Origin of the sequence: Advenella incenata (assembly GCF_004217095.1) — a bacterium.
Taxonomy (GTDB): Bacteria; Pseudomonadota; Gammaproteobacteria; order Burkholderiales; family Burkholderiaceae_B; genus Advenella; species Advenella incenata.
On sequence record NZ_SHKO01000002.1, the window covers coordinates 928,918 to 952,520 of the forward strand.

Genomic DNA, 23,603 nt, shown 5'->3' on the forward strand with positions numbered 1-23,603 from the left:
TTGACATAATTATTTTGCTAACAGGGCATTGGTCGCTTCAACCATCTGAGCGAGCCCGTCCTGGGGTGTAACCTTGCCGCGCATGACAGAACCGATAATGTCACGCTGTGTGCGCCAGATCTGTACCCCGTTATTGCCCGGGTAGCCGCCCCACGGGCTGGCATAGGCGATCTGCTTCAGGCTGGTTTCCCAGTTGGGGTTTTTCTTGTAAAAATCGCCCAGGTACTCAGGCTGCAGGGCCAGCTTGTTGGTCGGCATATAGCCCGAGCCCAGCACCGCTGCAGTCTGACCGACAGGGCCGGTGGCAAATTTGATGAACTTCCAGGCGGCCTCCTGGCGCTGCTGGTCTTTGGCCAGGATCATCATGGCGTTGCCGCCGGTGGGGACCTTGCCTGACTGTTTGTTTTCCAGCGGGAATACCGATGAACGCAGGGCAAAGCGCGAGCCGATCAGTTCGGAAAATGCCTTGGCACTATTGGGAGAGGCAAAAATAAAGCCCAGCTTGCCTGATACAAACTGTTGGCGCGATTGGTCAAAATCACGCAAGGCCATGGCGCCGTCTGTCACAAAGCTGCGGGCCTTTTGCAATGCGTGCAAGCCGGACTGGCCGTTGAATGCTACGGTTTTTCCATCCTGGTTCATGATGGGCGCACCCTGTTCCATGATAAGGGCACGCCAGAGCCAGTCGTCCGGCCAGGCATGCACATCATAGGCCATGCCGTTAGTGCCTTCTGAGGTCTTGGCGATGTTCGCGGCAAGGGCAACCAGCGAGGGCCAGTCCGTCGGAAATGCGTCCGGGTCGCCACCGGCTTTTTTCACCAGATCAGCGTTGTAGAAAATGACCGGCGTGGAGGCATTGAAGGCCAGCCCATATTGCGTGCCTTGCACCTGGGCAAGCTTGAGCACGGACGGTTCGTAGTTGGTCTCAAGCCACTGGCCTTGCTCTTTGTCTATAAACGATTTGAGATCGACCGCCTGCTTGCGCCGCTGCAGTGCATGCACCAGTTCGGGCAACAGATGAAAACCGGAGAAGTAGACGTCGGGCAACTGCCCGGTCATCATGCTGCGCAGCACAGCCTGGTGCGCTTCGTCATAAGAGGGCGGCGACGCACGAAAGCGCACGATAATATCCGGATTCTCCTTGGTGAAGGCCTGCGCAACTTTCTCATAGAAAGGATTGTGACCCGGCCATGCGTGCATGGCGTCCAGCGTAATGGTCTCGGCCTGGGCCGCTACTGCGAACGCGCACAGGCTGCTGGCTGACAGCCCTATCAATATCCGACAAACAGTTTTCATATCACTCGCACTCCAGAAAAAAACTTCCGACCCGCTGGTCCGAAGCCGGCATCCTTACTTGACGCCTGTATTGGTCACGCCCTGAATAAAATGGCGTTGAATAAAAAGGTAGAGAATCATCAGCGGCAACGTCACGATCGTTGCAGAGGCCATCAGCGCGCCGAAGTTGGCGCCAATCTCGGGATCGGCAAAGGATGCCAACCCGAGCGGCGGCGTCATCAGTTCTGCGTTGGTGATGACAATCAGCGGCCAGTAAAGATCGTTCCAGTGACTGGTTACGGAAAAGACCGAGAAGGCGGCAATGGCCGGCTTGCTGGCAGGTACGACGATCTGCCACAGAATGGCCATTTCCGACAGGCCGTCCAGTCGCGCAGCCTGCACGATATCTTCCGGAAATATCTTGAATGATTGTCTGAACAGGAAGATGGCAAACACCGACAGAAAAAAGGGCACCATTAAGGCAAAATAGGTGTTGAGCAGGTCGGTGGCGGCCAGCCCTAGAAAGAGCGGGATCGCCGGCACCTGGATGGGAATGCACAGGCCAAGCAGGACGGCGCCAAACAGGAGCCGATCGCCCCGGAAGCGGTAGCGCGCCAATGCCCAGCCACAAGGTATGGCGGTGGCAAGCTGCACCAGGAGGACACCAGCGCAGACGATCGCGCCATTGAGCATGTAGCGCAGCAAAGGGGCATCGGCCAGGGCCGTGCGGAAATTATCCCAGCCGACAAACTGCTGGGGCAGCCAGCTGAACGAGCCCGAGAACACTTCCTGGGCGGGCCGGAAGGCCGTTACGATCATCCAGTAAAAGGGGAACAGCATGATCAGCGCCAGCACGAGCAATGTGCCGTGGCGCAGGCAGGACGACAATGTCAGTTGTGATAAGAGGCGGGCGCCATACCCTGTTTGCGGTGTCATAGGTAATGAACCTTTTTCTCGGTTAACCGGGTTTGCAGCCAGGACAGAACCAGAATGCAGGCCAGAAACAGCACCGTCATGGCCGCCGCACTGCCTGTGCGCAAATACTGGAACCCTTCCAGGTAAATCTGGTACAGGATGACTTCACTGGCTGCTTGCGGGCCGCCCCGGGTCAGCACGGCAACGGTATCGAAAACCTTGAATGCGGTGATACTGGAGGTCACGATCACAAACAGCATGGTGGGACCCAGCAATGGCAGGGTGACAGTAAAAAAACGGTCCCACGGGCGATCGGCGCCGTCTACCCGGGCCGCGTCATACAGGTCTTCGGGGATGGCTACCAAACCGGCAATAAACAGCACCATGTTGAAACCAGCCAGCTGCCAGATGCCGATAATGGCAAGTGAAATTAATACCAGCCCGGGATCGCCAAAGAATTCCATTTGCGGCAGGCCCAGCGCGTGCAGCAGCTGGTTGATCGGTCCGATCTGGCCGTGCAGCAGATACTTCCAGACGGTGGCCATGGCAACCAGCGTTGCCGTTACCGGCAGGAAAAACAGGCACTGGTATATGCGGCGACCTTTGCCAACGCTTTGCACCAGAACGGCCAGGAACAGGCCACCGATCACTGAACCGGGAACAACCAGCAGGGTATAGACCACGGTATTGCGCAGCACATGCCAGAATTTGGCATCGCCCAGAACCGACACATAGTTATCGATACCGACAAAGCCCGTGTCCGGCATGCCAAGCTCATAGTTGGTAAAACTGAGCAGCATCACAATGATGACAGGCAGCAGCATGGTGCTGAGCATGAGAAAGGTGGCGGGCATGGCAAACCACCAGGCCATGCTGTCAGGCCAGCGGCGTTTTTTTTCGGTGACCCGGTCTGCTTGTTGCGCGGGCAGGGCGTGGCAGTTGGTCATATTCAAGACACACGCTTGTGAATGGGCAGCACCTCGCAACTGGCGTACGCGGGTGCGATTCTGCTGCCTTGCGCATCGAACCAGAACGTCTGGGCCAGATTGACTTGCAGGGTCAGCTTGTCTGACCAGTTGCCACGGGTGCGCAGCCGGTCTATGTCAGCAACCGGCGCTCTTGCCACCAGCGGCTCGCCCGAATGCAGATGCCGGCAAAAAAGCAGGGCATCATGCCCGAGCACTTCCATGCGCTCGAATGTCGCGGAAAACCGGATTGCATTTGACATATGGCGGCTGGACAGATCGGCAATACTCACGCTCTCGGATCGAAAGCCCATATGGACCACGGCATCGGTGACCGCCAATGGCAGGTCAATGGGTTCGCCTGCCAGGCTTGCACCGTGCTGCGCGTCGGCAGTGATTGCCAGCAGGTTCATTTCCGGGCTGCCGATAAAACGGGCGACACGAATGTCCTGCGGGTCTTCGTACAGATCCCTGGGCGAGCCGATCTGCACGATAGCGCCGTCCATAACGACAGCGACCCGGCTTGACAATGTCATGGCCTCCACCTGGTCATGCGTGACGTAAATGAACGTGGCACCGGTGCGCTGGTGCAGGGCCGCGATTTCAGAACGCATATGTACGCGCAACCGCGCATCCAGGTTCGATAGCGGCTCATCCATGAGAAAGACGTCGGGTTGTTTTACCATTGCCCTGGCCACAGCCACACGCTGGCGCTGTCCGCCCGATAGTTGCGACGGCCTCGAATCAAGCAGATTCTCCAGTTGAACCTGGGCGGCCACTGCCGTCACTTCATGGTCAATCTGCTGGCGCAGCTTGCGACTGCCCGGCCAGAAGCGACCAAGCAGCGGCCATCTGGCCGGCGCCGGCAAACGCTTCATTCTCAAGGGCGTGGCAATGTTCTGCGCAACTGTCATGTGCGGATACAGTGCGTAACTCTGAAAGACCATCGAAACCGGACGGTCGCGCGCCGGGAACTGGGTAACATCCTGGTCACCAATATAGACGCGTCCCTTCTCGTGGGAGGTCAGGCCCGCCACAATGCGCAGCAAGGTGGATTTTCCGCAGCCGGAGGGACCGACCAGCGTAAGAAACTCGCCGGCGGCAATATCGAGCGATACCTCGGCAAGCGTGCGTTTCGTACCGTAGTATTTTTCGACTTTTTCAAGTCTGACTGAAGCGGCCATGATGACGATACCTGTTGTTCCAAACAGGCGTCATTCTATTGGTTATTTATTTCATTATTATTTATTCATTATGGAGTTTTACTCCGTTTGTTGCTTTGGCGCCCTGCATGAGACAGATCCGCAATCGCCATGGCAAGCAATTCCACCAGATAAATCTTGCTGATTGCAGGTGAAATATCTCCGCCGATGGTAAGCGGTTCAATCGGCACCGCCAGCAGTACCAGATCTGCGGCCTGGGCAACCGGGCTGTTGACGCGCCCGGTGATGGCGATGGTTTTTGCGCCGGCCGAGCGGGCGCGCTTGAGAAACTCCACGGTGTCAAGAGTGACGCCGCTTTCGGAAATGCCCAGTGCTACACAATGCTTATCCACATCGGTCATCACTTCATGGGCCAGGACTGGATCCTGGAACGCCTGGGCGGGCAAGCCCAGCCGCATGAGCCGGTAGGACACCAGTTGGCTGACAAGCCCGGAGATCCCGGAACCGAACACGGATATGCGGCGTGCCTTGACCATATGCACGGCAATGGCCAATAACTGCTCGGCATTCAGGGCGTAGGCGGTTTTCTGCATACTGAGTGTCAGCCGTCTGAGCAGGGCGCTGTAGCGGTCTGCCTCGTTGTCGCTGTCCGTCGCGGCACTGTGTTCATTGGCTGTGAGCTCGGCCATGAGCGCCAGTTTGAAGTCGCTAAAGCCTTTGAATCCCAGCTGGCGGCACAGGCGCAACACGCTGGCCTGCCCGCTGTGGGTGTATTCGGCCAGCTCTGCCACCGTTTGGTGAACCACTTTTTCCGGGTTGGCCAGGACGTATTGGCCAACACGTGAAGAAACTTCACTCATCGTGCCAATGGCGTTGGCCAAATGGACCAGCGGGGCTTTTTGTTCGTTAAGCATGCTCATAAAACGGGTAACCTGGCTGGAAGAATTCGTCGTGATAGTGAACGGGATCGTGGCCTGCCCAATCGTGCCGGGCCGGATGTGGCCAATGCGCCGACGCCAATGATCCAGATCATACATGGCCAATGTGATGGGAATGTGCAAGTATAGCGCAAGCGGTTCATGAGGCAGATCGTGGTGCGCGCCAGGTCATTTCGTGTGCGCGGCCTGGCCCGCGCGGCTTGCTCCGTAATGAATTCAAACAGGAATCTGCGGATTTCCTGTGCCTTGCGCAGGTAATCGGCGTTAATATGGCGTTTTTAACAGCCATCTTCCTCTTCATGATCTTTCAGTCGCGTTTGCGCGCCACAGGTGCCGCCTGGCAGCAGTTCAATTGGGTGCTGGCTTTGCTGGCGCTGGTGCTGGCGTGTTGCTGCGCCAGCCCGGTATGGGCCCAGGATAAGGAAGCGCCGCCCGATGTGGCGCAAGTGCTCAAGCAGGCGCAGGAGCAGATCGAGCCCATCAAAAAGCAGTTGGAGAAAATTGCCGACGCGCCGTTAAATGACGCCGCGCTCTCGGGCATGCGGGAGCAAGCCCTCAAGACGCAGTCTGCCGTAGGTGATGTGGCGGCCGCGCTGGCGCCCAAGTTGAAAGATGTACAGGAGCGCCTGGCCGAATTGGGTCCCACGGACGGAGCCGCGCCCGAAGCGGCCAATATCAGCGAACAACGCGCCGAGCTGGGCAAGGAACGCGGCAAGCTGGATTCGCAGATCAAACTGGCGCGCCTGATCGGGGTGGAGGCTGAGCAGGCTGCAGAGCAGTTGAGCAAAGAGCGGCGGGTGCGCTTTCAGGCGCAACTGGGCGAGCGCACGGCCTCTATCTTATCGGGCACATTCTGGGCTGATCTGACCCGTGAGTGGTCGCGCGATTCGATCCGCACCCAGCCTTTGGCCAATGAGCTGGCCGGGCTGCTGGAGGCCGTAACGCCTGTCTTATGGCTTGGCGTTGCCGTTATTATTGCGTTGATTATTGCCGTGCGTCTGGCCGCCGAAGAGTTGCTGCTCAAGGCCATGACCCGTTTTGTCGCACCGGGCCGCCTGCGCCGGTCTTTGTATGCGCTGGTCGTGGTGCTGATGTCTGCTGTGGCCTATGGACTGGTGGCCGAAACGATCAGAACCGGCTTGAGCTGGAACCAGAGCCCCACGAGCACGATGACCGAAATCCTGTCGCATATGGTTGTCGTCTCCTGGTTCGGCGGCTTTGTGGCAGGATTGGGCAAGGCCTTGCTCGCGGCGCATCACGCTTCATGGCGGCTGATTCCCATGCGCGACGACGTGGCGCTGACCTTGCGCTGGTTTCCGATGGTGCTGGCGACCATCATCAGCCTGGGCTGGTTCATCCAGGGCGTATTTGCGACGGTATACGCCAGCCTTGCGCTGACGGTGGCCTTCAACTGCATTATCTCATTGACCACCAGTATTGCCATGGGCGTGACGATGGTGCGCTCGCGCAAACGCTATGCCACAGAAACAGAGGCAGTGCAGCGCAGCAACCAGATGACCATTCCCGGCTGGCTCAATGCGATCATCAGCCTGGCCGGTCTTGCGCTGATTATCAGCCAGGCCGCGCTGCTGCTGGGGTTTGTCGCCCTGGGTACCGTTATAGTGCAGCAACTGGTCTGGATTTTACTGGTGCTGCTCTCGGCCTATCTGCTGGCGGTGCTGATCGATGACGCGTGCACCGTGATGCTGATCGCCATCAAGCGGCAGAACGGGCAGGAAGACGAGGGCGCCTATCCCGCCATTCGCAGCCAGTTGCTGGTGCTGGCTTCGGGCATCGGTCGGCTGCTGGTCGTCTTGCTGGCGCTGGCGCTTTTAATGGCGCCTTTCGGTGGTGGCCCGACAGAATGGTTGCGCAATTTCTCATTCCTGTATTCCGGCATTTCGCTGGGCGAAGTACAGATTCGTCCCACGGCCATCCTGATTTCGCTGCTGGTGCTGGTGCTGGGGTTTGCGCTGGTCAAGATCCTGCAGAACTGGCTGACAGACCAGTACTTGCCCACTACGCGAATGGATGCCGGCATGCGGGCATCGGCCGGCGCCTTGTTCGGCTATGCGGGCTACGTATTGGCCGGCGCCATGACGCTGTCGGCGCTGGGTATCGGGCTGGAGCGGGTGGCATGGATTGCCAGTGCGCTGTCGGTCGGTATCGGTTTTGGCTTGCAGGCGATTGTGCAGAACTTCGTTTCGGGCCTGATCTTGCTGGCCGAGCGGCCGGTCAAGGTGGGCGACTGGGTGTCGCTCAATGGCGCCGAGGGCGATATCCGGCGCATTAATGTGCGGGCAACGGAAATTCAGTTGTGGGATCGCTCGACAATGATTGTTCCTAATTCAGAATTGATTACCAAAGTGGTGCGCAATGTCACCCACGCCAGCCCCATCGGTCGTGTGCTGATCAAGCTGACACTGCCGCTGGGCACCGAGCCGGCGCAAGTGCGTGAAATCATTCTGGCAGCGTATCAGGCCAATGAAGACATACTGGATGAACCGAGGCCGGATATTTTGCTCGATAGCATAGACGCGGCAGGGCTGGTATTTATTGCCACCGGCTACGTTAACTCGCCGCGCATGGTGGCGCGCGTACGCAGTGCATTGCTGTTTGACATACTGCAGCACCTGCATGAGGCCGATATTGCCCTGGCGGCGCCGGCCACCATGATGCTCAAGGAAGTGGCGGCGCAGCCACAAAGCAAAACGCATTTTGAGGGCGGGCCGGATTAGGCGTTCGACTACCGGCAGCCCAGGTCTCGCGGGCTGACCGGTTTGCGTCACTTGCCCAGGAGTAATCCATCAGGCAGGTTCCGACCCGTTGATCAGCTTGCGCAGTATGGTGATTAATTGCTTGCGCTCTGTCTTGCTCAGATTTTCCATAATTCCCGCCTCGTGTTCTTTGGCTACGCGGCACAAATCGGCTGCCAGGGCCGTCCCCTTGCGCGTGTTGCGTACCATCGTCTGGCGCCGATCATCCGGCTCCTGTCTTCGTTCGATTAAACCATCCTGTTCCATACGTACCAGCGCCTTGCTTAGCGTGGGCTGTTTCATGACGGCGTGGTAAGCCAGATCGGTAACCGATTCTTCGTGATTATTGTGCAGGCACGCGAGCACGCGCCACTCTGTAACAGAGAGATCAGTCGTGTACAGGTACGTATAAAAGTCGGTGGAAACGGTATCGCTTGCGCGCCGCAACAAATATGCCAGATAGGTATCAATAAAGCGATTGGATTGGCTCACGTCTGTTCTGCTCCGGAAGTAGATACTGCATGCACAAAATTAAGCATGTTTTGCTACGGTGCGCCATTTTAGTGCTTTGCACGAAAAATATATTTTCTTCCTCAAATACTAGTAGTACTGAGTGACTTGCCCTACTGCGTCCCTTTATTATGATCTCAATACATGAATTTTCATATAAATTTATTGACGCACTTTTATTTTAAACTTAAACTAAATTAAACCCTATGCAATCGCTATTGTGATTGTTGGGATCCACGGTCACCTGTCCCCGCCCAGGGAAAGGAGCAAATGAATGGCAGAACGGTCCTTCAAAAAGGAAGTGCAGACGCTAAAGATTGGCGCTGGTGAAGAGTTTCGCGGCGAAGGCATACTGGCCATCACCAAGGCACTTTTGCAGTCGGGCGTGGGCTATGTCGCCGGCTATCAGGGAGCACCGATTTCGCATTTGATGGACGTGCTGGCGGACGCGGATGACATTCTGAGAGACCTGGGTATTCATTTTGAGTCCAGTGCATCGGAGGCGACCGCTGCAGCCACGCTATCGGCATCTGTGATGTATCCGATCCGCGGCGCTGTAACGTGGAAGTCAACAGTGGGAACCAATGTAGCTTCGGACGCGTTGGCTAATCTGGCTTCGGGCGGCGTCACTGGCGGTGCCCTGGTCATCGTCGGTGAGGATTATGGCGAGGGGTCGTCCATCATGCAGGAGCGAACCCATGCCTTTGCCATGAAATCACAAATGTGGATGCTGGATCCGCGGCCGAATCTTACCTGCATGGTGAATATGGTGGAAACGGGATTTCGTCTGTCTGAAGCCAGCAGTACACCCGTGTTTTATCAGGTTCGTATTCGAGGTTGCCACGTGCATGGCCGCTTTATCGCCAGGGACAACGTCAAACCGCCGTTTACGCTTGCGCAGGCGCTGGAAACCCCACGGCGTGATGCTGGTCGTATCGTATTGCCACCTGCCGCCTACGAACATGAACAGGAAAAAGTGCGCGACCGCTGGCCTGCCGCCGTCAAATTCCTTAAGGACAATCAGGTCAACGAGTTCTTTGACGGCAGCCGCAAGGACATCGGCATCATAGTACAGGGTGGTTTGTACAACAACACCATTCGCGCATTGGGCCTGCTGGGCAAGGCTGATCATTTTGGCAAAAGCGAGCTGCCGATATATGTATTGAATGCGGTCTATCCGCTGATCAACGAAGAAGTGCAGGATTTTTGCCGGGATAAAAAAGCTGTGCTGCTGATAGAGGAAGGTCAGCCTGACTATATTGAACAGAATATTCACAGCATATTGCGCAAAGCAGGGATCGGGACGCCCTTGTCGGGTAAGGATGTACTGCCCATGGCGGGTGAGTATACGGTGCAAACGATCCGCGATGGCCTGCGGAACTTTCTGGATAATCTTCCGTCACCACCGGATTCGATGCCAGACTCTGAACCAGCAGCAAAAATTGTGGTTGAAAAGCCGCTTGTTTTTACGCAGGTGCGTCGTCAGCAGCTGGCCGACATTATTCCGCCACGCCCGGCGGGACTGTGTACAGGTTGTCCGGAGCGTCCAGTGTTTTCTGCGCTAACACTGGCACAGGAAAAGTTGGGAGAACACCATATTTCCTGTGATATCGGCTGTCATCTTTTTTCCATTTTGCCCCCCTTCAATCTGGGTGCAACCACCATGGGATATGGGCTGGGGGCGTCCAGCGCGTCTGCGTTCAACGTGAAGGCAAGCAAGCGTTCCATTTCGATCATGGGCGATGGTGGCTTCTGGCATAACGGGCTGACTTCCGGCGTCGGCAACGCCGTCTATAACAAGCATGATGGTGTGATTATCATTGTGGACAATTACTATTCGTCAGCAACCGGCGGGCAGGATATCCTGTCGTCCCGGGCCAACAATGACAACCGATCTACTAATCATCCAATAGAACAGGCGGTCAGGGGTGTGGGCGTCAAGTGGGTGCGAGTCATTGATCACACCTACGACGTATCAAAAATGCGTGCGCTGATTGAAGATGCGCTTACCTGTGCAGATACGGGCCCCAAGGTGATTATTGCCCAGTCCGAATGCATGCTGAACCTGCAGCGACGCGAAAAGCCGGTGTTCAAGAAGGATGTCGCGCAAGGCGTACGCCGTGTCAGGCAACAGTTTGGAGTGGACAAGGATATCTGTTCCGGTGACCATGCCTGTATCCGGCTTTCGGGCTGTCCCTCGCTGACTCTGAAAGACAATGATAATCCCCTGAAGGATGATCCAGTCGCCCATGTCGAGAGCAGTTGTGTCGGCTGTGGTCATTGTGGCGAGATCGCCCATGAGGCTGTGCTGTGTCCTTCTTTTTATCGCGCCGATATTATTCATAATCCAGGTAAGAAAGATCACTTTTTTGGGCGAATGCGCAGCAAACTGATAGGTCGACTCCAGCAGCGGCATCGTGAGCGCATCGAGCGAGTCACGATATGACCGGGTTGACGCACACGACGGACGCCGAACCCCTGAAAATAGCCATTCTTGCCATGGGAGGACAGGGCGGTGGCGTGCTGGCAGACTGGCTGGTGGACCTGGCAGAGCGCGCCGACTGGTATGCACAAAGCACGTCTGTTCCCGGCGTCGCACAGCGAACCGGGGCTACGATCTATTACGTGGAGCTTTTTCCTCCACCCTGGTCCATGGAACAACCGCCAGTGCTTGCACAGATGCCGACGCCAGGCGATGTGGATGTGGTGATCAGCGCCGAGCTGATGGAAGCGGGGCGCGCTATTTTGCGCGGCATTGTGACGCCGGACCGGACAACGCTGCTCACTTCGATACACCGCAGTTATGCTATTAGTGAAAAAAGTCATCCGTCTAACGGCATTGTGGATGCGGCGCAGGTCATTGCAGCAGGCAACGATACAGCCAAACATTTCTATGCCGCAGATTTGCAGCGTATAGCCGAAAGCTGTGGCAGTGTGATCAGTGCCAGCCTGTTCGGCGCCCTGGCAGGTACTGGCGTATTGCCTTTTTCACGGGAGCAATTCGAACAGACCATTCGACTTGGCAAAGTAGGGGTCGACTCGAGCCTGTCGGCATTTGACGCAGGCTGGAATGAGATTCGCTCGGCGCAGATGCAGCATGATACCCAGACTGCCAATACGCGCTTCCCGGCGTTGCCGGATAAAGCAGATACGGCTGGTGGGCAGATGCTGTTGGACAATCTGCGATCACGATTTCCCGTCGTACTGCAGCCGGTGGTCCTGGCAGGCTTGAGGCATCTGCTGGATTTTCAGGACGCTGATTATGCCCATGCATACCTGAACCGCATTGAACATATATTCAATCTTGACAGTGCCGCAGACGGCCAGTCACGGGGTTGGACGCTGACCTGGCAGTTTGCCCGCTACCTGGCCACCGCTATGGCCTACGACGATGTCATCAAGGTCGCTGACTTGAAGATCCGGGAAGCGCGGCTGCAGCATATATCGAAGGAAGTGAGACTGGAGCAGGGGCAGATGCTGGATGTGGCAGATTATATGCATCCGAGGTTTGAAGAGGTCTGTGGCACCATGCCCGAGCGTCTCGGGCGCTGGATGGAGCAATCCTTTCTGCGCAACTGGACGACTCCCTTTTTCAGAAAAGGACGTCATATCAGAACCAGTCATTTGAGCGGATATCTGCTGTTATATGTACTGGCCTCGCGCAGGTCCACACGGACTGCGACGCTCCGACATGCGCAGGAAATGAAATCAATTGATCAATGGACAAAAAAAATTGAAGCCGCACTTGAAACGGACTATGAGTTTGCCGTTACCGTGGTCAAGTCACGCCGGCTGGTCAAGGGGTATAGCGATACCCACGCACGCAGCAGTGGCAGGTTCAGCCAATTGATGAAAGCGGCCGAGGGGCTAAGTAGGAGGCCGGATGCAGCCGCGCAGTTTCAGGTGCTATACGAAGCCGCATTAAACGATGTCAAGGGCGAGCGGTTGCAGGCGGCGCTGTCAGCCATGCCAGCGATATGACGGTAATGACTAGGGGAAAAAATACAGTGGAAACGCTCCAGTTGCGCGTAAAGGAAACAGAAAACCTGACCGAGCAGATTCGCAAGATCGTGCTGGAACATGTCGACGGTCTGCCGTTGCCGGCAGCAAAGCCCGGGGCGCATGTTCGCGTACATATCGGTGGGGCTGCCGACGACACCCGGGCCTACTCGCTGCTGATGCTAAACGGAAATAACGATGACCAAACACATTTGCAATACGAGATCGCGGTAAAGCGTGAAGACACAGGAAGTGGGGGCTCCCGCTACATGCATGTCTTGAAAGTTGGGGACATCGTGGCGTGTGACCCGCCGCGCAATGATTTCATGCTGGACCCGGCAGATCAGGCCGCTCCGGTCCTGCTGGCCGGTGGTATCGGTATCACCCCTATATTTGCCATGGCTGGATCGCTCTGGCGCGATGGGCGGCCATTTCATCTGCATTATGCCGGACGTGATAAATCCCAGATGGCGCTGTTAAAGGAACTGCACACCATCGCTGGCGATGGTCTATGGATTCACCTGGATCAGCAGGATTCGCAACTGGATATCAAGGCTATCGTGCAGTCTATGAATGCCGATCAGCATTTGTATGTATGCGGCCCGACAGGCTTGTTGGATGCGGCACTTGCAATAGCAAAGGAAGAAGGATTGCCGGCAGCCCGGGTGCATTTCGAGCTGTTCAGCAATTCGGCAGCCAAAGCGGATGCGGGCAGTTTCCAGGTACGGCTGGCGCAGTCGGGAAAAATATATGTGGTTCCACCGGGCAAAAGTATTCTGGAGGTATTGCAGGAGCAGGGAGAAGACCCGCTGTGTGACTGTTGCCGTGGCGAATGCGGGGTATGTCAGGTCGGCGTGCTGGAAGGAGAGCCCGATCATCGCGATTATGTTCTGTCCGATGCCGAGAAGGCTGCAGGCAAGCTGATGCAGATCTGCGTATCGCGGTCGAAATCGGAGGTTTTAGTGCTGGATTTGTAATGCCCGGTGCTGCGAATTTTTTCTGTTCGCAATGACAGATGTCATGCAGCAGAGGAAGAACAACGTATCTGATGGAGTGAAACGATCATGTCAGCCAGAAAGTCCGCGAACGACTACAAAATGAATCCTGATGCCGTGCAGGCGCTGGTTCGCGAGCGTGAGGTGCATCGGGATCTTTACATTGACGAGGATATCTTTGATCTGGAGATGTCGCATCTTTTTGCGTCGACCTGGATATTTGTGGGTCATGAAAGTCAGATCCCGAACGTGGGCGATTACTATACGACCACGGTAGGAAATGAGCCGGTTGTAATGGTGCGTCACACCGATAAAACCGTTAAGGTGCTCTATAACCGCTGCCCCCATCGTGGCGTGAAGGTGGCGGGTGACTTGTGTGGCAATACCGGAAAGTTTTTTCGCTGCCCCTATCACGCCTGGACCTTCCGGACGGATGGAAAACTGCTCGCAATCCCGCTCAAAAGCGGCTATGAGAATGCCAGGCTTGATACATGCGATGCCGCCAAAGGGATGGTCGCAATTGACAATGTGCACGATTACCGTGGATTCATTTTTTGCCGGCTGAGCAACGACGGGGTGTCTTTTGAGGCTTTCTTCGGGGAATCTTTGTCCACTATCGACAATATGATTGACCGTTCGCCGGAAGGCCGGCTGCAGGTTGAGGGTGGCATATTCCGTTATGTTCATAATTGCAATTGGAAAATGCTTGTGGACAATCAGACAGACACCTGCCACCCCATGGTGGCACATGAATCGTCGGCAGGTACGGCAGTTCAGGTCTGGGAGGAGGCGCCTGAAGGTACGCCCAGGCCGATGTCGGTGGAGCTGTTCGCTCCATTTATGTCGTCGTACGAGTTTTTTGACAAGATGGGTATTCGGGTCTGGGAAAACGGCCACGGTCATACGGGGGTGAGCGATTCGATTCACGCTGCCTATTCGGATATTCCGGGTTACTGGGATGCCATGACTGCTGCCTATGGTGAAGCGCGCGCCGCGCAGATTCTGGGCGATGTCCGCCACAACACCGTGTATTTTCCCAATATCCTGGTCAAAGGACCCATACAAACCCTGCGGCTGTTCAAGCCGGTTTCCGCGGGAGCCACAATGGTCGAATCCTGGACGTTCCGGCTGGTGGGTGCACCCGATCTGCTGTTTGAGCGCAGCCTGATGTATAACCGGCTGATCAATGCGCCGACGTCTGTCGTCGGCCATGATGATCTGGAAATGTATGAGCGGTCGCAGGAGGTGCTGCATGCGCGCAGCCACGAGTGGGTAAATTTTGCACGGCTGTATGATCCGGCAGAGGCAGGGCAGCGCAATGTCATCACTCACGGCACCAGCGAATGGCAGATGCGCAATCAATATCGGGCATGGCTGCGTTTTATCAAACCTGCGCAGAACCAAGGGGCCGGTATATGACTGAACAGGATTTGATCGATTTCGTTTACTACGAGGCCCAGTTGATCGATGAGTTGCGCCTGGACCAATGGGTAGAACTCTTTACGGATGACGGTTATTACTGGATGCCCCTGCACCGCGGCCAGACGGATACGCGATTGCAGGCCTCGCTGATGTACGAGGACAAGCTGCTGCTGAAGGTCAGGGCCGAGCGCTTGACCGGGAAACGCACGTTTTCGCAGCAACCAGTGAGCTATTGCCATCATCTGTTACAGAGACCGCAGATCAGACACAATGATCAGGGGCACGACCCGCAGAAAGGCGTCTATGTGGTGCGAACGGCATTTCATTATATCGAGACCCGACAGGACGATCAGCGTCTGTATGCCGGGTGGTCGACGCATACACTGGTGGACGAAGCCGATGGCTTGCGCATTCGCTTGAAGAAAGTCGAACTGGTCAATCCCGATGCAGCCTTTGGCAGCATTCAGTTGTTTATGTGAGCGCGCAGTGATTCCTCAGACCGCCCAAACTGTTTATGACGCTTTTGCACTGACTGCACAGGCCAGCCCCGACAAGCCCTTTCTGATGGTATTGCCAGAGACGGCCCACAAATACGGAACCAGCGCTGGCCAGTTCAGCTACGGCGAGGTGCTGACGCAGGTGCATCAATGGCGTGATGCCTATTGTTCGGCGGGCTATGCGGTGGGAGACCGGGTGGCATTGCTGCTTGAGAACCGGCTGTCTTTCTTTCTGCACTGGTTCGCCCTGAATGCACTGGGTGTCTCGGTCGTGCCTGTGAATGCCGATCTGCGTCTGGCAGAGTTGCAGTATCTGATCAGCCATTCCGAAGTCAGTCTTGTCATTGCCATTGAAAGCCATCACGATCTAATGCGTGAAGCCAGCACCACTGCCGGAATGTCCGTGCCGGTGATATCTCCACAAGAGCTGCCGCCTGCGCGACGCGATGACAAACGTGATAACCGCAAGCCGGGGCCGGATACGGAATGCGCCTTGCTGTATACCTCGGGAACGACAGGGCAGCCCAAGGGTTGTGTATTGTCGAACCAATATTTTTTGCATGCTGGCCAGTGGTATGCAAGTACCGGCGGCCTGGCCGGCATTCGCATGGGTGAAGAGCGAATGCTGACGCCCTTGCCTCTGGTGCACATGAATGCGATGGCCTATTCTGTCATGGCGATGGTCCTGAGCGCGGGTTGCCTGATTCTGCTGGACCGGTTTCACCCGCGCTCCTGGTGGTCATCGGTCAGAGACAGCGGGGCGACTATCGTGCATTACCTGGGTGTGATGCCCGCCATACTGGACAAGTTGCCTGCCGACCCGCAAGACCGGGAACATTGCGTCCGTTTCGGTTTTGGCGCCGGGGTGGACAAAAAGCTTCATGCAGATTTTGAACAACGCTTCGGATTCCCACTATTGGAAGCCTGGGCGATGACAGAAACCGGCGCCGGAGCAGTGATTATGGCAAACCGTGAACCTCGCTTTGTGGGTACCAGCTGTATTGGAATAGAGAGGGAAGACGTCAGGGTCAGCATTGTCGATGAGCACGGACGCGAGGTTTGTGCAGGTGAGCAGGGCGAACTTTGGGTGTGTCACGCAGGCGCCAATCCGCGCTTCGGTTTTTTTTCGCACTATCTCAAGGATACGGCTGCCACAGAGGCTGCCTGGCAGGATGATTGGTTTAAAACCGGGGATATTGTTCGCAGAAATAAGGATGGCTATCTGGTTTTCGTTGATCGCAAGAAAAACGTGATCCGGCGCAGTGGCGAAAATATTGCTGCGGTCGAGGTGGAGGGCGCATTGGCACGTCATCCGATGGTGCAGGCAGTCTCTGTTGCCGCTGTGCCTGATGATGTCAGGGGAGACGAAGTGCTGGCGTGCATCGTGCTGTCGCCTGCGGTGTCCGATCGAGCTGATCCGGTGGCGCTGGCCGGCGAACTGGTGACTTGGTCTTTGTCGCAACTGGCCTATTACAAGGTGCCTGGATATGTAAGTTTTGTCAACGAGCTCCCCCTGACTTCCACCAATAAAATCCAGCGTGGTGCCTTGCGCATGCTGGCATTTGAGTTGATATCCGGCGGCCAGGCCATCAATACCTGCCATCTGAAAAAGCCGGGGGGACGCACATGAACCTGCCAGCTTCCTACGAGGGCGTCGTTCTGACCATGCCGGTCACGGTGCCGTACGTCAGGTATTCGATCGAGAGCGCCCATTTTTGGCTCGGACGATCATTAAAAGGCCTGCTTGATGGCACTGGCTTGCCGTTGTCAAAAATTGACGGACTGTGCGTGTCCAGCTTCAGTCTAGGCCCGGATTCCGCTGTGGGCCTGACCCAGCATTTCGGTGTTTCACCGCGCTGGCTGGATCATATTCCAATGGGTGGCGCCAGTGCCATTGTTGCCTTGCGCCGCGCCGCCAGGGCAGTGCAGGCCGGTGATGCCAGTGTTGTTGCGGTTATTACCGGAGATACCAATCATGTGGATTCTTTTCGCAGGACGCTCGGACAGTTTTCGCGCTTTGCACAGGATGCTACCTACCCGTATGGCGCAGGCGGACCCAATGCCAGTTTTGCGCTGCTGACCCGCCACTATATGAACACCACCGGCGCCACACGGGAGGATTTCGGCAAGCTGTGTGTAGCCCAGCGTGACAACGCACTGCGCTATCCGCCTGCGCTGATGAAAAAACCGCTGACGCTGGACGATTATTTGCAGGCCCGTCCGATAACCGAGCCGATTCATCTGTTCGATTGCGTCATGCCTTGCGCCGGCGCGGAGTCGTTTCTGGTGATGAGCGAGGCTCAGGCGCGCAGCCTTGGCCTTGCTTTTGTACGTGTTCTGGGCACCATAGAACGGCATAACGGCTGGCCTGACGATGTTATCCAGTCGCGCGGAGGCTGGACACAGGACTGCAAATCGCTGTATGACCAGGCAGGGGTTGGCGTAGAGGAGATGGATTTTCTGCAGGCTTATGACGATTATCCGGTTATCAACATGATGCAGTTGGAAAATCTGGGGTTTTGCGAAGCGGGCGCCGGTCCCGAATTTGTTCGCACCCATTCGTTTACCGTGGATGGTTCCTGCCCTCTCAATACGTGTGGCGGACAGTTGTCTGCCGGGCAGGCGGGCGCGGCCGGAGGCACGCTGGGCATGAACGAGGCCATCCGGCAACTGACGGGACGGGCAGACAGGACGCAAGTTGCCGCAGCGCGCATCGGCATGGTCAGCGGGTTCGGAATGATTAACTATGATCGTGGGTTATGCACAGCAGCCGCGATTCTGCAAAGTGGAGCGTCGGCATGACGGACCCTTTACGCAAGCCTTCAAGAAAAAATCCGGTTGAGCGCACCCGCAAGCCAACCTTGCCTGCAGCTACGCGCAGTCGCACTTTCCATGGTATGACGCGCGCGGCGGCAGAAGGCAGATTTGAATTACAAGTGTGTCACGAGTGCCGGCAGGTTCAGTATCCGCCGCGCGACGTCTGCGGATATTGCCTGTCGCATCGTCTGCAGTGGTCCGAAGTGGACCGTAGCGCTCGACTGGTGGCCACCACGGTGTTGCATCACAGTAATGATGTGTATTTCAGGGAACGTCTTCCCTGGCGGATCGGCACCGTGCAAATGACAGTGGGGCCGGTTGTGATAGCCCATGTGCATCCGGCCTGTCAAGAGGGTATGCCGGTGCAGTTGGAGATGAAACTGGACAGGAGCGGTAACGCCGCCCTGTTTGCCGTGCCCCAGGAGTTACCTCCTCACTATCAGGATGATCCGATGATGCGTGAAATGACCAATAATGTGAAGTTCAGGCGTGTGCTGGTGACTGACGGCAAGTCGGGATTGGGAATGGCCATGATACGGACCTTGCTGCAGACTGATGCATCGATTGTTTTTTTGGGTGATCCACAACCATGGCGACCTTCACCCGCATTCAATACGCTGCTGACTGACAGCAGGGTACAGGTGCATTCCATGGATGTCACTGACAGTGATTCTCTGGAACGGGTTGCCGCTGAAATCGGCGGCAAGGTAGACGTACTGATCAACACGGCAGATTTGCTGCGTGACGGTGGCATGCTGGGTACAAACACTATCAGTACCGCAAGCGACATGTTCGATGTTAGTTGCCTGGGGTTGCTCCGTCTGGCCCAGACATTTGGCGGGGCGATGGCGGGCCGGGCCGCCGATGGGGTCAACAGCGCATCGGCCTGGGTGAACATATTTTCAGTCCATGCCATGGCCAGTCTGCCCAGTCGGGGAGTATGGTCTGCAGCCCAGGCAGGCGGCCTGTCGCTGTCCCATTGCCTGCGTGCAGAGATGCAGATGGCCGGCATCAGGGTCATGAATGTATTTACCGGTCCGGTGGATTACGAATGGGAGCAGACAACCCCGCCGCCACGGGTCGCACCGTCCCAGATTGCCCGGCAGATTGTCCAGGCGCTGGCAAACGGGCTGGAAGATGTTTATGTCGGAGATGTGGCAAATGACATCAGGGAACGGCTGCGCAGTAATGCCAAGGCGCTGGAGCGCGAACTGGCCGGCGGCAATTGAGACTGACAAGGGAGAGCACGATGACTGTATTGGTAGAACTGATGGGAGCACTGGCCTCGGGGAAAGTGAAAATTATTGATTTGACGGAAACGCTGACTCCAGAGTTTCCGACGATTGTGCTTCCACCGGAGATGGGGCAGGCGTGGCCGTTTCGCATCGAGGAAATTTCGCGTTATGACGAACGTGGTCCGGGCTGGTACTGGAACAATTTTTCGTGCTCCGAGCACACAGGGACCCATTTTGATGCGCCTGCGCACTGGGTCAGCGGCAAGGATCAGCCGGACAATACTGTGGACACCATTGATCCGCAGGCGTTCATTGCCCATGCCTGCGTAATCGACTGCTCGGCGGAATCGGCTGAGTCTGCCGACTACCTGCTGACCATCGACAAGGTACTGGAATGGGAAAAAGAGCATGGCAAGATTGCTGCTCGCTCCTGGGTGTTCATGCGTACCGATTGGTCCAGGCGGGAAAAACCGGCAGCGTATCTGAATATGCAGGAGGACGGGGCGCATTCGCCCGGGCCGGATGCACAGGTGGTGCCTTGGTTGATTCAGGAGCGCGATGTGCACGGTTTTGGTACGGAATCGGTAGGAACGGATGCGGGGCAGGCGCAGCATCTGGACCCGCCATTTCCCTGTCACTACTTCATGCATGGCAATAACCGTTATGGCTTGCAGTGCATGACTAATCTGGATCAGTTGCCCGCCACCGGGGCGATGATATTTTCTGCTCCCCTGAAAATACGTCGTGGATCGGGTAGCCCCTTGCGGGTGCTTGCGTTGGTCGAACAGTAGCTTGATTTGAACACCCAGGAAGCACAGAAGAAAAATAATGGCAAACGAAATACACAGGAGTAAACAGGGATGGAACGCGAAGTCGCAGTCGTAACGGGAGGTAGCGTGGGTATCGGCGCTGCCATATGCAACTCCCTGCTTGAGCGGGGCATGGAGGTTATTTCGCTGGCGCGGCGTTCGCCCGGATTCAGCCATCCCCGGTTGCAGACCAGAAGTGTGGATCTGCTCGATCGCGGAGCGGTCAGGGAGGTCGCGCGTGACGTAGCCGACACTTACCCGGTCAGTCATTTTGTGCATAACGCCGGGGTTATCCGCCCTAATCTGATTGAGCAGGTGAGCGACGAAGACATGGATGCGCTTGCGCAGTTGCATTTGACCAGTGCCCTGACATTGACCCAGGCTTTTATCCCGTCCATGAAAAAAAACAAATACGGACGGATTGTATTGATTTCGTCTCGGGGTGCGCTTGGCCTGCAGACACGCACCGCTTACGCAGCCACTAAGGCTGGGATGATTGGGATGGGACGAACCTGGGCGCTGGAGCTGGCAGGATTTGGCATAACGGTTAATGTCGTGGCGCCCGGACCGATAGCGTCAGACATGTTTTACGACGTGATCGAACCGGGCAGCGAGCGCGAAAAATCCCTGGCGGCGGCTATTCCGGTGGGTCGTATCGGCATGCCAGAGGATGTGGCCCAGACAGTGGCATTTTTTTGCAGCGCTGCATCCGGTTTCGTGACCGGGCAGGTGCTGTATGTGTGTGGTGGCAGCAGCATCGGTTCCATCACTATTTAAGGCCCCGCCGATTTCAGGTGTGTTTATCTGAAATCGTGGATTCATTTGTTTTTTGATCGTCGGTTTGCGTGACGGTCAAACAGGAGGAACTATGAAGCTGCTGTCAACCATTGTGTTCGCTGTGGGTATGTGTGCATCGGTGGATGCATTTGCAAAAACTGTCACGGTGGGATTTATTTCGTCATTGTCGGGGCCGATTTCATCCCTTGGTATTCCATACGCCAATGGCGCGATTGCCGGGCACAAGGCGATAGGAAAATCAGCGGATGCCGATATCAAACTGATACGCCTGGATGATGCTTCTGATCCCGCTACGGCGGCGCGTAACGCCCGCAAGCTGATCAATGAAGACCAGGTTGATGTGCTGATGGGAACGTCAGGCGTACCCGGTACGATGGCCATCGCTGCTGTCGCGAACGAAAGCAAGGTGCCGTTCATTGCCATATCACCGGTAGCCAATGTGTCGCCGGCCACTGCTCAATGGATGGTGAGCGTCGCCCAGCCAACCGAGCTGATGATCAATGCGGTGGTGGATCATATGAAAGCTCATGGTGTGAAAACCGTGTCCTACATCGGGTTTTCGGACGCCTGGGGAGATTTGGCCTACGACGCATTGAAAAAGCATGCGGCACAGGTCGGCATAGAACTGCTTAATGACGAACGCTATTCACGTACTGATGCGTCGGTGACCGGTCAGATATTGAAGATCCGTGCGAAAAAGCCCGATGCCATTCTGGCGGGAACTTCGGGTACGCCTGCAGCACTGCCTTATCTGGAGCTGAAAAAACTCGGCTACAAGGGCAAAGTATATGGCACGCATGGTTTGATCAATAGTGATTTCATTCGTGTTGTGGGCAAGGCCGGCGACGATATCCTGGCCCCGACCGGGCCGGTGACGGTTGCCGAGCAGTTGCCCGATACCAATCCGGTAAAGAAAGTGGCACTGGCTTACCGCGAGGCATTTCAGGCGGCCTTTCCCAAGGGGTCACCGGACGTATTTTCAGCCTGGTCCTACGACGCCTGGCTTTTGCTGGTTTCGGCAACAGCCGAGGCACAGAAACACGCGGAACCCGGAACACCAACCTATCGACAGGCAGTGATGGATGCCATTTTCAATACACACGAACTGGCGGGAACGCATGGAGTATATAACTACAAACGCGGCAGCCCTTTCGGAACAGATGAACGGGCGCGGGTCGTAGTCAGGTTGCTAGGCGGTAAATGGAAGCTGGAAAACGAGTAAACAGGTTCTCGGTCCTGCGTGAGTACGGCAGGACCGATCCATACAGAAAATCAGGAGAATAAAATGCAACATTGGCTTAAAACGGCGGTGCTGATCGGCATTCTGAGCGGCGTGGGATCGCCAGGTTTTGTGCATGCCGATACCATCAAGATTGGACTGATCACCGCGCTAACCGGACCGGGTTCGTCAATCGGCATTCCTTATGAATTAGGCGCCAAAGCAGGGCAGGCGATGATTCCCGACATTGAGGGAAATAAGCTGGAGCTGATTGTACTGGACGATGCCACGGATCCGTCGAGCGCAGCGCGCAATGCCAGGAAACTGACACAGGACAACAAGGTTGATATCCTGATCGGTTCCTCGAATGTGCCGGCAACGTTTGCTGCCTTACCGGTGGCTCGGGAGGCAGCAACGGCGCTGATCGGCATCAGTCCGGCCAGCACAACAGGAGAAAATGCAGCCTGGTATGTGACAACTGCCCAGTCCGCGAAGTTGATGATCAGTGCCGTAGTTGGGCAGATGAAGCGCGATGGCGTCAGAACGGTTGGATATATTGGGTTTTCTGATGCCTGGGGCGATCTGGTGTACGACAATCTTGTCAAGGAAGCTGACAGTGCCGGCATCAAGGTTGTGAGCAATGAACGCTATGCACGATCTGATTCATCTGTGAACGGGCAGATTCTGAAGATTATCGCCAAGCGACCTGATGCCGTGATGACCGGCGGCGCGGGAACACCGGGTGCATTGCCATACCTGGCTTTGAAAGACAGGAATTTCAAGGGCAAACTGTATGGCGCGCATTCACTGATCAACCCTGATTTCATTCGTGTTGCAGGTTCCTCTGCTGAAGGGCTGGTAGCACCGACCGGGCCGGTGATTGTGGCAGAACAGTTGCCGCCCGATCATCCCGTCAAGCAGATGTCTGGCAAGTTTCACGACATTTTCCAGAAAACCAATGGCAAGCCGTCGACCGATGCCTATTCTGCCTATGCCTTTGACGCATGGCTGATTGCGGCAGCGGCAGCGAAAAAAGTCATTGCCGACGGCAAAGCCAAGCCAGGTACGCCGGCGTTTCGCGAAGCCCTGCGCGACGCCATCATGTCTGGTACCCAAGTGGCCGGCACGCACGGCGTCTATACGTTCAAACAGGGCGATTCGTTCGGCAGCGATGAGCGTGGTCGTGTGCTGGTTCGTCTGGAAAAAGGCAAATGGAAATATATCCCCGAAAAATGATGGGACGGACAACGAGGCCAAGCGCGTCGCACGATTAACGAGTAACGTCGGACG

At 56.3% G+C, this 23,603-nt stretch carries 19 protein-coding genes; 13 read left to right on the top strand and 6 right to left on the bottom strand.

Annotated features, from left to right (window positions below):
- Positions 1 to 9: 9 nt before the first annotated feature.
- The 5 genes from EV681_RS15540 to EV681_RS15560 form a co-directional block, all read right to left on the bottom strand.
- Positions 10 to 1,296: an ABC transporter substrate-binding protein gene (locus tag EV681_RS15540; protein ID WP_130304495.1), complete on the bottom strand. Its 1,287-nt coding sequence runs from the start codon at positions 1,294 to 1,296 to the stop codon at positions 10 to 12.
- 54 nt (positions 1,297 to 1,350) lie between these two features.
- Positions 1,351 to 2,211, bottom strand: a complete 861-nt coding sequence (locus EV681_RS15545) for a carbohydrate ABC transporter permease (protein WP_242612273.1) — start codon at positions 2,209 to 2,211, stop codon at positions 1,351 to 1,353.
- Entirely contained in the window at positions 2,208 to 3,137 is a 930-nt protein-coding gene (locus tag EV681_RS15550; RefSeq protein WP_130304642.1) for a carbohydrate ABC transporter permease, read from the bottom strand. Before EV681_RS15550 ends, EV681_RS15545 begins: the two co-directional genes overlap by 4 nt.
- Positions 3,138 to 3,139: 2 nt before the next feature.
- Entirely contained in the window at positions 3,140 to 4,339 is a 1,200-nt protein-coding gene (locus tag EV681_RS15555) for an ABC transporter ATP-binding protein (RefSeq protein WP_130304496.1), read from the bottom strand.
- Between the two features lie 68 nt (positions 4,340 to 4,407).
- The gene (locus EV681_RS15560; protein WP_130304497.1) at positions 4,408 to 5,379 is read right to left on the bottom strand and encodes a MurR/RpiR family transcriptional regulator; all 972 of its coding nucleotides are present in this window, start codon (positions 5,377 to 5,379) and stop codon (positions 4,408 to 4,410) included.
- A 146-nt stretch (positions 5,380 to 5,525) separates the two neighbouring features.
- Between EV681_RS15560 and EV681_RS15565 the strand changes: the two genes are divergently transcribed.
- Complete coding sequence (locus EV681_RS15565; protein WP_130304498.1) at positions 5,526 to 7,994, top strand: DUF3772 domain-containing protein; 2,469 nt, start codon at positions 5,526 to 5,528, stop codon at positions 7,992 to 7,994.
- Positions 7,995 to 8,063: 69 nt separating this feature from the next.
- On the opposite strand, the gene EV681_RS15570 is transcribed toward EV681_RS15565, so the two are convergent.
- On the bottom strand, positions 8,064 to 8,504 hold the full coding sequence (locus tag EV681_RS15570; RefSeq protein ID WP_165393070.1) for a MarR family winged helix-turn-helix transcriptional regulator: 441 nt from the start codon (positions 8,502 to 8,504) through the stop codon (positions 8,064 to 8,066).
- 292 nt (positions 8,505 to 8,796) lie between these two features.
- On the opposite strand from EV681_RS15570, the gene EV681_RS15575 reads away from it, so the two are divergent.
- The 12 genes from EV681_RS15575 (at position 8,797) to EV681_RS15630 (ending at position 23,549) form a co-directional block, all read left to right on the top strand.
- On the top strand, positions 8,797 to 10,968 hold the full coding sequence (locus EV681_RS15575) for an indolepyruvate ferredoxin oxidoreductase subunit alpha (protein WP_130304500.1): 2,172 nt from the start codon (positions 8,797 to 8,799) through the stop codon (positions 10,966 to 10,968).
- Positions 10,965 to 12,503, top strand: a complete 1,539-nt coding sequence (locus EV681_RS15580; protein WP_130304501.1) for an indolepyruvate oxidoreductase subunit beta family protein — start codon at positions 10,965 to 10,967, stop codon at positions 12,501 to 12,503. Before EV681_RS15575 ends, EV681_RS15580 begins: the two co-directional genes overlap by 4 nt.
- 26 nt (positions 12,504 to 12,529) lie before the next feature.
- Positions 12,530 to 13,498 (top strand): PDR/VanB family oxidoreductase, encoded by a 969-nt coding sequence (locus tag EV681_RS15585; protein WP_130304643.1) that lies wholly within the window; start codon positions 12,530 to 12,532, stop codon positions 13,496 to 13,498.
- 87 nt (positions 13,499 to 13,585) lie between these two features.
- Positions 13,586 to 14,935, top strand: coding sequence for an aromatic ring-hydroxylating dioxygenase subunit alpha (locus EV681_RS15590; RefSeq protein WP_130304502.1), 1,350 nt, complete (start codon positions 13,586 to 13,588; stop codon positions 14,933 to 14,935).
- The gene (locus EV681_RS15595; RefSeq protein ID WP_130304503.1) at positions 14,932 to 15,417 is read left to right on the top strand and encodes an aromatic-ring-hydroxylating dioxygenase subunit beta; all 486 of its coding nucleotides are present in this window, start codon (positions 14,932 to 14,934) and stop codon (positions 15,415 to 15,417) included. The genes EV681_RS15590 and EV681_RS15595 overlap by 4 nt, the downstream gene beginning before the upstream one ends.
- Before the next feature lie 7 nt (positions 15,418 to 15,424).
- Entirely contained in the window at positions 15,425 to 17,065 is a 1,641-nt protein-coding gene (locus EV681_RS15600) for an AMP-binding protein (RefSeq protein WP_242612274.1), read from the top strand.
- The gene (locus EV681_RS15605; protein WP_130304505.1) at positions 17,062 to 18,237 is read left to right on the top strand and encodes a thiolase family protein; all 1,176 of its coding nucleotides are present in this window, start codon (positions 17,062 to 17,064) and stop codon (positions 18,235 to 18,237) included. Before EV681_RS15600 ends, EV681_RS15605 begins: the two co-directional genes overlap by 4 nt.
- Complete coding sequence (locus EV681_RS15610) at positions 18,234 to 19,481, top strand: SDR family NAD(P)-dependent oxidoreductase (protein ID WP_130304506.1); 1,248 nt, start codon at positions 18,234 to 18,236, stop codon at positions 19,479 to 19,481. The genes EV681_RS15605 and EV681_RS15610 overlap by 4 nt, the downstream gene beginning before the upstream one ends.
- A gap of 20 nt (positions 19,482 to 19,501) precedes the next feature.
- Positions 19,502 to 20,278, top strand: coding sequence for a cyclase family protein (locus tag EV681_RS15615; protein WP_130304507.1), 777 nt, complete (start codon positions 19,502 to 19,504; stop codon positions 20,276 to 20,278).
- 69 nt (positions 20,279 to 20,347) lie between these two features.
- Positions 20,348 to 21,073, top strand: a complete 726-nt coding sequence (locus tag EV681_RS15620; protein WP_130304508.1) for an SDR family NAD(P)-dependent oxidoreductase — start codon at positions 20,348 to 20,350, stop codon at positions 21,071 to 21,073.
- Positions 21,074 to 21,164: 91 nt separating this feature from the next.
- Positions 21,165 to 22,316 (top strand): ABC transporter substrate-binding protein, encoded by a 1,152-nt coding sequence (locus tag EV681_RS15625; RefSeq protein ID WP_130304509.1) that lies wholly within the window; start codon positions 21,165 to 21,167, stop codon positions 22,314 to 22,316.
- Positions 22,317 to 22,379: 63 nt separating this feature from the next.
- Positions 22,380 to 23,549 (top strand): ABC transporter substrate-binding protein, encoded by a 1,170-nt coding sequence (locus EV681_RS15630; protein WP_130304510.1) that lies wholly within the window; start codon positions 22,380 to 22,382, stop codon positions 23,547 to 23,549.
- The last annotated feature ends 54 nt before the right edge of the window (positions 23,550 to 23,603 follow it).